Raw genomic sequence first — 13,149 nt, forward strand, 5'->3', positions numbered from 1 at the left:
CCCGCACCTTTGAGACCTCAGGAGATCCGGACATGTCCGTTGCCCTCGTCAGACCCTCGCGGCCCCCGATGGCCGCACTCCACCGATGGCGTGCGCTCGGCTTCGCCCTGGTGACCGCGCTGGTGGCGGCCCTGCTCGGGGTGGCACAGGCCGGCCCCGCGCAGGCCGCGCCCGTCCTGCTCTCCCAGGGCAGCCCGGTCACCGCCTCCAGCGAGGAGAACGGCGGTACGGCCGCGCGCAACGCGGTCGACGGGGACGCCGGAACCCGCTGGTCCAGCGCCTTCTCCGACCCGCAGTGGCTGCGGATCGACCTCGGTTCACCGGCCGCCCTCAGCCGCGTCGAACTCGCCTGGGAGGCCGCGTACGCCAAGAGCTACCGGATCGAGCTGTCCACCGACGGCTCCACCTGGAGGAACGCCTACAGCACCACCACCGGCCGGGGCGGCAACGAGACGCTGACCGTTTCGGGCGACGCCCGGTACGTACGGCTGACCGGCACCGAGCGCGCCACCGGATACGGCTACTCACTCTGGGAGTTCAAGGTGTTCGGCACGCGGAACGGGGGCGGCGGTCCGGAGATTCCGGGCGGCGGTGACCTCGGGCCGAACGTGCATGTCTTCGACCCGTCCACGCCGGACATCCAGGGCAAGGTCGATGCGATCTTCCGGCAGCAGGAGTCCGACCAGTTCGGGCTGGGCCGCCACGCGCTGCTGTTCAAGCCCGGTACGTACAACAACCTCAACGCCCAGATCGGCTTCTACACGCAGATCGCGGGGCTGGGGCTGCACCCGAACGCCACCACGTTCAACGGTGATGTGACGGTGGACGCGGGCTGGTTCAACGGGAACGCGACCCAGAACTTCTGGCGCGCGGCGGAGAACCTGACGCTGAACCCGGTGAACGGCACCAACCGGTGGGCGGTCTCCCAGGCGGCACCCTTCCGCCGGATGCACGTCAAGGGCGGGCTGAACCTGGCGCCCGACGGCTACGGCTGGGCCAGCGGCGGCTACATCGCGGACAGCAAGATCGACGGCACCGTCGGCCCGTACTCGCAGCAGCAGTGGTACACCCGTGACAGCTCCGTCGGCGGCTGGACCAACGCCGTCTGGAACATGACGTTCTCCGGTGTGCAGGGCGCGCCCGCGACCAGCTATCCGAACCCCCCGTACACCACGCTCGACACCACCCCGATCTCGCGCGAGAAGCCGTTCCTCTACCTGGACGGCAACGCGTACAAGGTGTTCGTCCCGGAGAAGCGCGTCAACGCGCGCGGGGTCTCGTGGGACGGCGGAAGCCAGCGGGGCGAGTCGATCCCGCTGGACCGCTTCTACGTCGTCAAGCAGGGGGCCACCGCGGCGACGATCAACGCGGCGCTCGCCCAGGGCCTCAACCTGCTGTTCACGCCCGGGGTCTACCACCTCGACCGGACCATCGAGGTGAACCGCGCCAACACGGTGGTCCTGGGTCTCGGCCTCGCCACGATCATCCCGGACAACGGGGTGACAGCCATGAAGGTCGCCGACGTCGACGGGGTGAAGCTGGCCGGATTCCTCATCGACGCCGGTCCCGTCAACTCCCCCACGCTGCTGGAGGTCGGCCCGCAGGGTGCCTCCGCCGACCACGCGGCCAACCCCACCACCGTGCAGGACGTGTTCATCCGCATCGGCGGCGCGGGTCCCGGCAAGGCGACCACCAGTCTGGTGGTCAACAGCGACGACGTGATCATCGACCACACCTGGGTGTGGCGGGCGGACCACGGCGAGGGCTGGGGCTGGGAGACCAACCGGGCCGACTACGGCGTCCGCGTCAACGGCGACGACGTCCTGGCCACCGGACTCTTCGTCGAGCACTTCAACAAGTACGACGTCGAGTGGTACGGCGAACGCGGCCGCACCATCTTCTTCCAGAACGAGAAGGCCTACGACGCCCCCAACCAGGCCGCCATCCAGAACGGCTCCACCAAGGGGTACGCCGCCTACCGGGTCGACGACTCCGTCGAGCAGCACGAGGGCTGGGGGCTCGGCAGCTACTGCTACTACAACGTCGACCCCACGATCATCCAGGAACACGGCTTCAAGGCCCCGGTCAAACCGGGGGTGAAGTTCCACAACCTGCTGGTCGTCTCACTGGGCGGCAACGGGCAGTACCAGCACGTGATCAACAACGTCGGCGCCCCGACCTCGGGAACATCGACGATCCCTTCGACCATCGTCAACTTCCCCTGATCTCACAGGTCTTCCGCTGACCGCAGCAGAGGAGCCCTCCGGTGGACGCGAACGTCCGCCGGAGGGCTCCGTCCTGTGCGCTCAGCGGCGGGGCCGGGGCTACGGCTGCACCACGATCTTCCGCCCCACCCCCGCCTTGAACTGGTCGATCGCCTCCGGGTACTGCTCCAGGGGCAGCCGGTCGCTGATGAAGACCGCCGGGTCCAGGACCCCGCTCGCGAAGAGCGCGGCGGCCCGTTCGTAGCTGTGCAGGACCGCCATCGAGCCGGTGATGGTGATCTCCTGGTTGTAGATCCGGTACGGCTCGATGACGGCGGTCGTGGCGTAGTCGGCCACTCCGAACTGGAGGAACGTGCCGCCCTTGGCGACCCGGCCCAGGCCGTCCTGGATGGCGCCCGCGTTGCCGGTGGCGTCGATCACCACGTCCCAGCCGCCGGGGCGGTCGAACTCCTCGGCGCGGGCCGCCGCCCCCGTGCAGCCGAGGAGCGTGGCGGTCTGCAGGCGCTGCGGGTTGACGTCCAGGACCTCCACCGAGGCGGCGCCCGTCCGCTTGGCCAGCTCCAGCATCATCAGGCCCATCGTGCCCGAGCCGTAGATCAGCACCTCCGCGCCCAGGTTGCCCTTGAGGACGTCGTAGCCGCGCACCGCGCAGGAGAGCGGTTCGATCAGGGCGGCGTCGGCGACGTCGATGTGCTCGGGCAGCTTGACGCAGTTGGCGACCGGGGCGACGGCGAACTCGGCGGCGCCGCCGGGCACGGTGACGCCGATGGCGGCCCAGTTGTCGCAGAGGTTGCCGCGGCCGGAGCGGCAGTAGCGGCACTCGTGGCAGTGGAGGGAGGGGTCGACCGCCACCTTGTCGCCCACGGCCAGTTCGGTGACGTCGGTGCCGACGGCGACGATCTCCCCGGCGAACTCATGACCGGGCACGATCGGCAGAGTGGGGGCGAACTCCCCCTGGAGGATGTGGAGATCGGTACCGCAGAGCCCGCAGGACGCCACCTTCACGACCACATCACGGCGGCCGGGCGTGGGGTCGTCGACCGTGGTGACCGACACCTTGCCGGGGGCCTCGACGATGGCTGCCCTCATTTGACTGCTCCCAAGGAAAGGCCCTGGACGAGTTTGTCCTGGGCGGCGTAGCCGGCGATGAGCACCGGCAGGGACACGACCACCGACGCGGCGCACAGCTGGGCGAGGAAGAGGCCCTGGCTGGTGACGAAGGTGGTCAGATGGACGGGGGCCGTCCCGGCGACCACGCCGGTCAGCACCCGAGCGAACAGCAGTTCGTTCCAGCTGAAGATGAAGCAGATCAGGGCCGTGGCCGCGATGCCGGGGGCGGCGACCGGCGCGACGACCCGGCCGAGGACCGTGGGCAGCCTCGCCCCGTCGACCTGGGCCGCCTCGATGATGGAGACCGGGACGTCGGCGAGGAAGGACTGCATCATCCACACCGCGATCGGCAGGTTCATCGAGGTGTAGAGCAGGACGAGCAGCCAGATGTTGTCCAGGAAGCCGGTGTTCTTCGCGAACAGGTAGATCGGCAGCAGTCCGGCGACCACCGGCAACATCTTGGTGGAGAGGAAGAAGAACATCACGTCGGTCCACTTGCGCACCCGGCGGATGGAGAGCGCGTACGCGGCCGGAAGCGCCAGCAGGAGCACCAGGACGGTGGAGAACACGGACGCCATCAGGGAGTTGACCAGCGGCGGCCAGGGGGTCGGGCCGCCTCCGCCGCCGAAGAACGTCCGGTAGCCGTCGAGCGTCAGCGCGGCCGCCAGGGAGGGCGGGTTGGTCGCGGCGTCGGCCTCCGAGTGGAAGGAGGTCAGCACCATCCACAGGGCGGGCAGGCAGAAGACCAGGCCCACGGCCCAGGCGGCCAGGCCGAGGGCGGTGGAGCGCCTGCGGGCCCGGTTCGCCGGGGCGGTGGCCTTCGCGGTGGCGCGGGTGCGGGTCGGTGCTGCGGTCGAGGCGCTCATGCGCGGCTCGCCTCCTCACGGAAGAGGGAGGAGACCACCCGGAGCGCGAACGTCGCGATGATCACGGTGCCGATCACCACGACCACGCCCACGGCGGACGCCAGCCCGTACTCATGGGCCCGGTAGAAGGTCTCGTAGACGGTGTACGGGAGGTTGGCGGTGCCGAGGCCGCCGGCGGTGATGGTGAAGACGGCGTCGAAGTTCTGCACGATGTACACCGAGCCCAGCAGGACGCCGAGTTCGAGGTAGCGGCGCAGATGGGGCAGGGTGAGGAAGCGGAACATCTGCCAGGCGCCCGCGCCGTCGAGCCGGGCGGCCTCCATCATCTCGGCGGGGCGGCTCTGCAGCCCCGCCAGCAGGATCAGCATCATGAACGGGGTCCACTGCCAGACGAGGGCCGCGGCGACCGCCATCAGGGGCATCTCGGAGGTCCACTCCGGCTGGACCATGGAGTCGATGCCGAAGAGATTCCCGAACCAGGTCAACGCCCCGTTGAACAGCCCGTATTCGGGGTTGTAGAGGGCGTGCTTCCACAGCAGCGCCGCCGAGACCGGCACGATCAGGAACGGGGTGATGAGGAGGGTGCGGACGAAGCCCCGGCCGAAGAACGTGCGGTCGAGCAGCAGGGCGAAGGCGAGGCCGAGGACGACGCTCACGATGACCACGGTGGCGGTGAGCAGGACGGTGGTCAGCACCGAGTCGCGCAGGGCCGGATCGGTGAAGACCGAGCCGTAGTTGGCGAAGCCGGTGAAGTGGCGCTGGTCCGGCTTGAGCGAGTTCCAGTCGAAGAAGGAGATCACCAGCGTGGCCACGAAGGGCAGTTGGGTGACCACGATCAGGAAGACGAGGGCGGGCAGGAGTGGTGCGCGGGTCGCCCAGGCCTTGGCTCTGCTGCCCGTGGGGCGCTTGCCGTCGGGGGCGGGACGGGGCGGGGTCGGCCGCACGGCCGTCGTGGTGGTCATCGGTACTCCTCCGCGACCTTCTCGGCCAGCTTCTGGGAGGTGGCGAGTGCGGCGTCCACCGACTGGCGGCCCGCGATGGCGGCGCTGATCTCCTGCGCCACCTTGGTGCCGAGGTCGGTGAACTCCGGTACGCCGACGAACTGGATGCCCGCCGTGGGGCGCGGCTGGGTGCCGGGGTTGTCGGGGTCGGCCTCGGAGATGGCTTGTTGGGTGACGTCCGCGAACGCCCCTGCTTCCTTGCGGTAGTCGGGGTGGGCGTAGGTGGAGGCGCGTTTGCCCGCCGGGACGTTGGACCAGCCGCTGGTGGCGCCGACGAGTTCCTCGTACTCCTTGCCGGAGGCCCAGGAGATGAACTTCCAGGCGTCGTCGGCCTTCTTGGAGGCGTTCTGCATGCCCCAGGCCCAGGTGTAGAGCCAGCCGGAGCTGTCGGTCTGCTCGACGGGGGCCGGTACGTAGCCGATCTTGCCCTTGACCGGGGAGCCCTCGGCCTCCAGTGATCCGGCGCCCGCGGTGGCGTCGTACCACATGGCGGTCTTGCCCTGGGTCATGTTGTTGAGGCACTCGGCGTATCCGGACTGCGGGGCACCGAGCTGTCCGTGCTTGCGCACGAGGTCGACGTAGAACTGGGTCGCCTTCTTGAACTCCGGTGCGGTCAGCTGCGGTTGCCAGTCCTCGGTGAACCAGGTGCCGCCCATGGTGTTGACGACGGTGGTGAGGGGGGCGATGACCTCGCCCCAGCCGGGCAGCCCGCGCAGGCAGATGCCCTTCATCCCGCGCTGTGATCCGTCGGCCTCGGCGGCGAGCTGGGCGACCTCCGTCCAGGTGGGCTTGGCGGGCATGGTGAGCCTTTCCTTCTCGAAGACGTCCTTGCGGTACATCAGGAAGGAGGACTCGCCGTAGAAGGGCTGGGCGTAGAGCTTGCCGTCCTTGTGGGTCAGCGATGCGCGCAGCGGCGGGAGGATGTCCTGCTGGTCGAAGTCCGGGTCGGCCTCGACGTAGGCGTCCAGCGGGCGGAGCCAGCCGTTCTCGGCGAAGAACGGCAGCTCGAAGTTGGAGATGGTGGCGATGTCGTACTGACCGGCCTGGTTGGAGTAGTCCTGGCTGATCTTGTCGCGGACGTCGTTCTCGGGCAGCACCGTGAAGTGGACGGTGATGCCGGTCTCCTTGGTGAAGTGCTCCTTGGTCAGCTTCTGCAGCTCGACCATCTGCGGGTTGTTCACCATCAGGACGTTGAGGGCGTCACCGCCCCCGAAGGAGGTCCCGCCCGCTCCGGCGCAGCCGGTGGCGAGGAGGGCGAGTGCCGTGGCCACGGCGGCGGCGCGCGGCAGGCGGCGTGGTCCGTGGCGTCGGCGGGGGTGATGGCGCATGGGGACTCCTGATCAGTCGTAGCGGCTCGGTGATCGGGTCGGGCAGGGAAGGTACGAGGGGTGCCGGGTGGTCCGGGGACGTACGGGGGCAGGACGGACCGCGCCCCGACGGGGGGCGGGGCGCGGTGGTATCGGGGCCGCGCGGCCGGTACGGGGCCGGGGCGCGGAGCGGGTCAGGTGCGGATGACCTGGGGGCCCAGGAGGGAGTAGCGCTGGGCCTCGGCGGAGGAGAGCCCGGCGTCGGTGACGATCGTCTCGAAGTCCCCGACCCCGGCGAACCGGCAGAAGCTCACCGCGCCGAACTTGGCGTGGATCCCGACGAAGACGCGCCGCCGGGAGCTGCGCATGGCCTGGGCCTTGACCTCGCTGACGGCCGGGTCGGGGGTGGTGAGGCCGTACTCGCGGGAGATGCCGTTGGCACCGACGTACGCCAGGTCGATGACGAAGCCGGCGAGCATCCTGGAGGCCCAGTGGTCGACGGTGGCCATCGTGGAGCCGCGGACGCGGCCGCCGAGCAGGATGACGGAGATCTTCTCGGCGTCCGCGAGGACGGTGGCGACGGCCAGGGACGCGGTGACCACGGTCAGCGGCCGGTCCCGGGGAAAGGCCTCGGCGACGAGCTGGGGGGTGAAGCCCTCGTCGACGAAGACGGTCTCGGCGTCCCCGAGCAGATCGGCGGCGGCCGCCGCGATCCGCGACTTCTGCGGGACGTTGCGGGTGGTGCGGACCGCGAGCGTGGTCTCGAAGCCGGCGGACTCCACCGGGTAGGCGCCGCCGTGGGTGCGGCGGACGAGACCGTGCTCCTCCAGTACGTGCAGATCGCGGCGGACGGTCTCCTTGGCCACCTGGAACAGCGCCGCGAGGGCGTTCACCTCGACCGATCCGTCCCGTCGGGCGGCGTCGAGTATTCCTCTGCGGCGTTCGTCGGTGTCCACGACACACATCCCTGGCTCTTGCGGTGGCGCTTTTCGGGGGTGGGTCCGGTCCGTTCGGGCCCATGTGACGTTTTTACAAGCAGGGTCAGCCGCTCGACCAGGCTCTTCGCGGGATTCCCTCTGCCCGTTCCTGCCCGTTTCCCCGGTGGGCCGTCGCTGGTCACGGGCCTGTCGCGGGGATTTCGGGCGCTCCCACCGCCCGCTCGGCGGGGGCGGGCGCCCGAATCGCGCCCGAACCCGGGGAACGGTGCCCGCCGGACGGCTGCCGTTCCCCGGATGTGCGGCTGCCGTTCCATGGGGAGGTGCGGCTCCCGCTCTCCGGAGGGGCGGCTTCCGTTCCCCGGGGAGGGGGTCAGACGGTGGTCTCCTCTTCCAGCCCTTCGAGGCTGTCCATGAAGGAGCTGACGGAGAAGACGGCCCGGCCGGGGCCCGCCGGGCCGTAGCCGGGCGGGGAGTTGAGGCCGAACTCCTCCAGCGTCGCCCGGTAGGCCTGGAGCAGCCGGATGTGGTACTCCAGCGGCGCGCCGAGCGGGTTGGCCTTGCCGAGCGGTGTGGTGGGCTCGGGGCACCAGGTGGTGAAGCGCGGCACGACCCCGTTGGACATGAAGAACCGCAGCCCCTCGGTGGTCGAGTCGATGGCCTCGCTCACCTTGGTGAAGCCGAAGGGCTCGGCCATCTCGATGCCCGCGACGAAGTTGGGGATGACGTTGCGCGGCCCGAACACCTCGGCGGAGTCCAGGATGCGGCGGTGCCACTCGTCGCGGCCGACGTACCGCTCCTTGCCCGGGCAGTGCAGCTGGAAGAGCCGGCGGTCCCACACCTCGAAGTTGGGGTGGTAGATGCGGATGCCGTAGTCGTGGAAGCGCTGCACGTCCTCGCGGGGCAGCGCCTGGGCGACGACCTTGCCGGTCCAGCGGCCGGGGAAGCGCTCCTCGATGGCCTTCGCGTAGTGGCCGTAGAAGTCGGCCTCGTCGCGGCCGCCGACCTGCGAGGTGATGGAGCCGCCGGTGAGGGTGTAGGCGCGGGAGACACCGGCGGTGTCGTACCGGTCGATGATCTCCAGGGCCTCCAGCACCTCCTCGACCGGCTTGACCCCGGTGTACGGGCGGCCGGCCGCCTTGTGCTGGCGCCAGTTGTGGTTGATGTCGCAGAACTGGCACTCCTCCTTGGCGCCGAAGTACTGGCACACCCGGAAGACCGTCAGGTAGATGAGGTAGCCCCACTGGATGGTCGGGGCGACCTCCATGACCGACTTGCCGTTGGAGAGCTGGTGGCGGTAGTACTCCGGCATCGGCGGGAGGCCGACGTCCGCGATCCGCGCCCCGTCCAGGTAGAGGCCGAGCGTGCCGTCCTCGCCGCCGCGCACGACGTACGGGGAGTCGGGGTTGACCCGCACCGAGACCACGGTGCGGCGCAGCCCGTAGGGTCCGCCGGTGAGGACGACCTCCTCCGGCGGCCGGTTGAGCGCGGCGGCGCCCAGCTCGGGCAGGGTGCGGTGGTCGAAGGAGAAGATGAAGTACGACTTCGGCTTCACGTCACCGGTGGCGCCGCCGATGGATCCGCTCAGCGCGGACTCGTCGAAGGCCATGCCGCCGCGCAGCAGGTCTTCCTTGATGACGGCTTCCCGGGGCACCTCGGGGAAACGCCCCATCAGGTCCTCGACCAGTGCCGTACGACTGCTGCTCGGCATGTACGCGAACCTCCGTTGTCACCCCACCCGCGACTGCGCACGCACCGGCGGGCGGGTCTGTCCAGTCAGGCTGGCAAGCCTACGCCAACGGCTTCTCCCACCTGCATTGACCAGGTGGAAACGGGCTGCGGGGGCGGTTCGGCAGGTACGTCGCCGCCGTAGCTGGGACAATGCGGGTGAGGAGACGGGGGCCACGCGTCACCGAGCACCTGGGGCCGCAGATGTCCGGCACACCGACCGCCGAGGGCGGGGATCCGATCCGCGTCTTCCTGCTGGACGACCACGAGGTCGTCCGCCGGGGGCTGCGCGATCTGCTGGGGTCCGAGCCCGGTGTGGAGGTCGTCGGGGAGGCGGCCACGGCCGCCCAGGCGCTGGCCCGGGGCCCGGCGCTGCGGCCCGATGTGGCGGTGCTGGACGTCCGGTTGCCGGACGGGGACGGCATCACGGTCTGCCGGGAGCTGCGTTCGCGGATGCCGGGGCTGGCCTGTCTGATGCTGACGTCGTTCGACGACGAGGACGCCCTGCTCGACGCGATCATGGCCGGGGCGGCCGGGTACGTGCTGAAGCAGATCAACGGCTCGGACCTGGTGTCGGCGGTGCGGACCGTGGCGACGGGGCAGTCGATGCTCGACCCGGCGACCACGGCCCGGCTCATGCGGACCCTGCGCGCGCCCGAGGCCGCCGGTCCCGAGGAGGACGCGAGGCTGTCGGGCCTCTCCGAGCGGGAGCGGTCGGTGCTCGGCCTCGTCGGGGAGGGGCTGACCAACCGGCAGATCGCGGGGCGGCTGTTCCTCTCCGAGAAGACCGTGAAGAACCACATCTCCCGGCTGCTGGGGAAGCTGGGGGTGGAGCGCCGGGTGCAGGCGGCCGTCATCGCGACGGAGGCGCGGGAGCACGGGCGGAAGTGAGGCCGGGGGCGGGCAAGCAGGCGGGCGAGCGGCGTACGGGTACGGGTACGGCCGGCCGCATGGCACGCAGGCGTCCGGACCGCCGCCCCCACGCGCGGTACGCGGTCCTGACCGCCCGCCTCCGTACACGCAACCGCGTGTCCCACGGACACGTACGGCTCGCGCCCGCTAGCCGCGCCCTGCCGGGAGCGGGACCCGCCACTCCAGGACCGTGCCGTGGTGCGGGGCGGGCCGTGCGGTGGCGGAGAAGGTGCCCCGCAGCCGCCCGGCCCGTTCCGCGAGGTTGCACAGCCCGCTGCCGTGGGCGCCCTCCGGGAGGCCGACGCCGTCGTCGGTCACGGTCACCGTCAGCGCGCCGCCCCCGGCGACGACCGCCGCCTCGGCCCGGTCCGCCCCCGCGTGGCGGGCGATGTTGCTCAGGGCCTCCACGATCACCGCGACCACCTGGTCGGCCACCTCCTGGGGCACGTCCGTGTCGATCAGACCCTCCATCCGCAGGGCCGGAGGGAAGCCGAGCGAGGGCGCGGCGGCGTCCACCGCCTGGACGACCCGGGTCCGCAGGCCGGGGGCGTCCCCGGTGGGTTCGTGGTCGCGGAGGCCGAAGATCGCGGAGCGGATGATCTTGATGGTGGTGTCGAGGTCGTCGATCGCGCGGCCCAGCCGCTCCGCGGCCTCCGGGCGCTCCACGAACGGGCGGGCGCTCTGGAGGGTCATCCCGGTGGCGAAGAGCCGCTGGATGGCGAGGTCGTGCAGATCGCGGGCGATCCGGTCGCGGTCCTCCAGCAGGCTGACCCGTTCGGCGGCCCGGCGGCGCTCGGCCAGTTCGAGCGCGAGCGCGGCCTGTCCGGCGAAGTCCGGCAGCGAGGCGATCTCCGGCCCCGCGAACGGTGGACCGCCCTGGAGCCGGGCGAGGATCAGGACCCCGCTCAGCTTCTCCTTGGTGCCCACGATGACGGCCACCGCCGGGCCGAACCCCGCCCACCGCTCCGGCCGCACGGTGATCCGGGGGTCGTTCGCGATGTCCGCGACCGTCACGAGGCTGTCCGCGGCGAGCACGGCCCCGGCGAGGGTGCCCCGGGTGGTCGGCAGCGCCAGCCCGCGATGCGTCCCCGCCCGCTCCCCGTGGGCGAGGGAGCCGCTCAGCTCGCCCTCGGCCCCCACCAGGTGGAAGACGCCGAGGTCGGCACCGGCGACGTCCACGGCCCCGGAGAGCATCCCTTCCAGGACCTCCGGCTCCGGCGAGCCGGAGAGCAGCGCGCTGGTGAAGTCGGAGCCTGCGGCGAGCCAGCGCTCCCGCAGCCGTCCGGCCTCGTAGAGGCGGGCGTTCTCGATGGCGATGCCCGCCGCGACGGCCAGGGTCGAGACGACCGCCTCGTCCTCAGCGTCGAAGTCGGCGCCGCCGCGCTTCTCGGTGAGGTAGAGGTTGCCGAACACCTCCTCGCGGACCCGGATGGGCACACCGAGGAAGGTGTGCATGGGCGGGTGGTGGGGCGGAAAGCCGTACGAGGTCGGGTGCTCGGAGAGTTCGCCGAGCCGCAGCGGTTCCGGGTGGCGGATCAGCTCGCCGAGGAGACCGTGGCCGGAGGGGAGGTCGCCGATCCGTTCCCGTACGTCGTCACCGATGCCGATCGGGAGAAATTCGGAGAGCCTCTGGTCGTCCCCGATCACGCCCAGCGCCCCGTACTCGGCGTCGACGAGGACCACCGCCGCCTCGACGATGCCCCGCAGCACCTGGGGCAGCGCCAGTTCCCGGCCGACCGACATGACGGCCTCCAGCAGGCCGTTGAGCCGGTCGCGGGTGCCCCGGGCCTCGTCGATCCGGCCCTGCAGCTCGTCCAGCAGCTCGTCGAGCCGCAGGCGCGGGAGCCTGGCCCGCCCGGTCTCACGGGCTTCCCCGCCCATGGGTACCTCCGGCGGCTTCGAGGGAGGCGGACTGCCGGCGTCCGCCCCTCCAACGTAGCCGCCGCACCGCCCGGCCTCATGTCGGGCGCCGGGCCGTACGGGGTCAGGTCGGGGCCGCACGGGGTCGGTATGCGTCCGTACGGGGCCACCCCCGGGCCGTACAGGCTCTGCCCCAGGCCGTACGGGGTCAGCGCGAGGCCGTACAGGGTCAGCGCGAGGCCGTACGGGGTCACCCCCAGGCCGTACGGGATCGGCATACGTCCGTACGAGGTCGGTGCGAGGTCGTGCGGGCGCGGCGCGAGGCCGTGCGCGGTCACGGCCGCTCCTCGACCGGGACCGTGATCACCGGGCAGGGAGCCCGGTGCAGCAGCCCGTGGACGACCGAGCCGAGGCGCATGCCCAGGTAGCCGCCGTCGCCCCGGCGGCCCACCACCAGGGCCTGTGCGTGTTCGGCGGCCTCCGCCAGCGCCTCGACCGGGGAGCCGGTCACCACCTCGTGGCCCACCCGCACAGCGGGGTACTTCTCGGCCCACGCGGCCACGGTCCCGGCCAGCATCCGGCGCTCGGTGCCGAGCGGGGCGTCCCGGCCTCGGAGCGAGAACACCGGAGGCTGCCACACCGCCACGGCCCGTACGGCGCACCCCCTCAGCTCGGCCTCCTCCAGGGCCAGCGCCAGGGCCGCCTGCGACGGCTCGCTCCCGTCGACGCCCACCACCAGGTACGGCGGCCGGCCCGCGCTCCGGGCGGTCCGGCCCACGACGGCCACGGGGCAGTGCGCCTGCGCGCTGACGGGGACGGCGACGGAACCGGCGCTGAGGAACTCCGCCACCCGGTTCAGCCGCCGGGAGCCGAGCACCACCATGCGGGCTTCGCGGGTCAGGCCCGCCAGGGTGGGTGCGGGGACCCCGTCGAGGAGCGTGGCGGTGGTCCGGATGTCCGGCTGCCGCTCCCGCACCCAGGCGTCGGCCGCCTCCAGCGCGCGGGTGGCGGCCTCCTCGGCCTCCCGGTGGCGGGGGAGGTCGCCGGGGCGGCGTGGCTCGTGCGGCGGGGGGACGGCGACGACGAGCCGGAGCAGGAGGCCGCGGCGGTGGGCCTCGTCCGCCGCCCATCCGACGGCCGGGTGCCAGTCCTCCCGGGGGTCGACGCCGACGACGATGTCCTGGCGTGACGCCGAGGTGTTCATG

10 protein-coding genes are annotated in these 13,149 nt (G+C 71.6%); 2 read left to right on the forward strand and 8 right to left on the reverse strand.

The window, feature by feature from the left end:
* The first annotated feature begins 32 nt into the window (after nt 1–32).
* A complete protein-coding gene (locus ACQ9ZG_RS00890; RefSeq protein ID WP_109916071.1) occupies nt 33–2,225 on the forward strand; it encodes a discoidin domain-containing protein in 2,193 nt (730 codons plus the stop codon).
* A 99-nt stretch (nt 2,226–2,324) separates the two neighbouring features.
* Here the strand turns inward: ACQ9ZG_RS00890 and ACQ9ZG_RS00895 are convergent, their stop codons facing one another.
* The 6 genes from ACQ9ZG_RS00895 to ACQ9ZG_RS00920 all read right to left on the reverse strand — a co-directional run bounded on the left by ACQ9ZG_RS00895 (nt 2,325) and on the right by ACQ9ZG_RS00920 (nt 9,155).
* Complete coding sequence (locus tag ACQ9ZG_RS00895) at nt 2,325–3,314, reverse strand: zinc-dependent alcohol dehydrogenase family protein (protein WP_018491217.1); 990 nt, start codon at nt 3,312–3,314, stop codon at nt 2,325–2,327.
* Nucleotides 3,311–4,201 carry a carbohydrate ABC transporter permease gene (locus ACQ9ZG_RS00900; protein WP_109916072.1) on the reverse strand — a complete coding sequence of 297 codons (891 nt, stop codon included), beginning with the start codon at nt 4,199–4,201 and terminating at the stop codon, nt 3,311–3,313. The genes ACQ9ZG_RS00895 and ACQ9ZG_RS00900 overlap by 4 nt, the downstream gene beginning before the upstream one ends.
* Nucleotides 4,198–5,163 (reverse strand): carbohydrate ABC transporter permease, encoded by a 966-nt coding sequence (locus ACQ9ZG_RS00905; protein ID WP_084996717.1) that lies wholly within the window; start codon nt 5,161–5,163, stop codon nt 4,198–4,200. The genes ACQ9ZG_RS00900 and ACQ9ZG_RS00905 overlap by 4 nt, the downstream gene beginning before the upstream one ends.
* A complete protein-coding gene (locus ACQ9ZG_RS00910; RefSeq protein WP_109916073.1) occupies nt 5,160–6,530 on the reverse strand; it encodes an ABC transporter substrate-binding protein in 1,371 nt (456 codons plus the stop codon). Before ACQ9ZG_RS00910 ends, ACQ9ZG_RS00905 begins: the two co-directional genes overlap by 4 nt.
* Before the next feature lie 173 nt (nt 6,531–6,703).
* Complete coding sequence (locus ACQ9ZG_RS00915) at nt 6,704–7,465, reverse strand: DeoR/GlpR family DNA-binding transcription regulator (RefSeq protein ID WP_026238085.1); 762 nt, start codon at nt 7,463–7,465, stop codon at nt 6,704–6,706.
* 352 nt (nt 7,466–7,817) lie between these two features.
* A complete protein-coding gene (locus ACQ9ZG_RS00920) occupies nt 7,818–9,155 on the reverse strand; it encodes a radical SAM protein (protein ID WP_019763021.1) in 1,338 nt (445 codons plus the stop codon).
* Nucleotides 9,156–9,376: 221 nt separating this feature from the next.
* Between ACQ9ZG_RS00920 and ACQ9ZG_RS00925 the strand changes: the two genes are divergently transcribed.
* Complete coding sequence (locus ACQ9ZG_RS00925; RefSeq protein ID WP_109916074.1) at nt 9,377–10,063, forward strand: response regulator; 687 nt, start codon at nt 9,377–9,379, stop codon at nt 10,061–10,063.
* Nucleotides 10,064–10,231: 168 nt separating this feature from the next.
* Here the strand turns inward: ACQ9ZG_RS00925 and ACQ9ZG_RS00930 are convergent, their stop codons facing one another.
* Nucleotides 10,232–11,965, reverse strand: a complete 1,734-nt coding sequence (locus ACQ9ZG_RS00930; RefSeq protein ID WP_499279649.1) for a sensor histidine kinase — start codon at nt 11,963–11,965, stop codon at nt 10,232–10,234.
* A 313-nt stretch (nt 11,966–12,278) separates the two neighbouring features.
* A complete protein-coding gene (locus ACQ9ZG_RS00935) occupies nt 12,279–13,148 on the reverse strand; it encodes a universal stress protein (protein ID WP_028417145.1) in 870 nt (289 codons plus the stop codon).
* Nucleotide 13,149 lies beyond the last annotated feature (1 nt).

The organism is Streptomyces araujoniae (assembly GCF_050871195.1).
GTDB lineage: Bacteria > Actinomycetota > Actinomycetes > Streptomycetales > Streptomycetaceae > Streptomyces > Streptomyces bacillaris.

What these genes read in the sequence shown, in the direction of transcription:
- ACQ9ZG_RS00890 (WP_109916071.1), top strand. Translation starts at nt 33, where the DNA reads ATGTCCGTTGCCCTCGTCAGACCCTCGCGGCCCCCGATGGCCGCACTC.
- ACQ9ZG_RS00920 (WP_019763021.1), bottom strand. Translation starts at nt 9,155, where the DNA reads ATGCCGAGCAGCAGTCGTACGGCACTGGTCGAGGACCTGATGGGGCGT.
- ACQ9ZG_RS00910 (WP_109916073.1), bottom strand. Translation starts at nt 6,530, where the DNA reads ATGCGCCATCACCCCCGCCGACGCCACGGACCACGCCGCCTGCCGCGC.
- ACQ9ZG_RS00930 (WP_499279649.1), bottom strand. Translation starts at nt 11,965, where the DNA reads ATGGGCGGGGAAGCCCGTGAGACCGGGCGGGCCAGGCTCCCGCGCCTG.
- ACQ9ZG_RS00925 (WP_109916074.1), top strand. Translation starts at nt 9,377, where the DNA reads ATGTCCGGCACACCGACCGCCGAGGGCGGGGATCCGATCCGCGTCTTC.
- ACQ9ZG_RS00895 (WP_018491217.1), bottom strand. Translation starts at nt 3,314, where the DNA reads ATGAGGGCAGCCATCGTCGAGGCCCCCGGCAAGGTGTCGGTCACCACG.
- ACQ9ZG_RS00935 (WP_028417145.1), bottom strand. Translation starts at nt 13,148, where the DNA reads ATGAACACCTCGGCGTCACGCCAGGACATCGTCGTCGGCGTCGACCCC.
- ACQ9ZG_RS00905 (WP_084996717.1), bottom strand. Translation starts at nt 5,163, where the DNA reads ATGACCACCACGACGGCCGTGCGGCCGACCCCGCCCCGTCCCGCCCCC.
- ACQ9ZG_RS00900 (WP_109916072.1), bottom strand. Translation starts at nt 4,201, where the DNA reads ATGAGCGCCTCGACCGCAGCACCGACCCGCACCCGCGCCACCGCGAAG.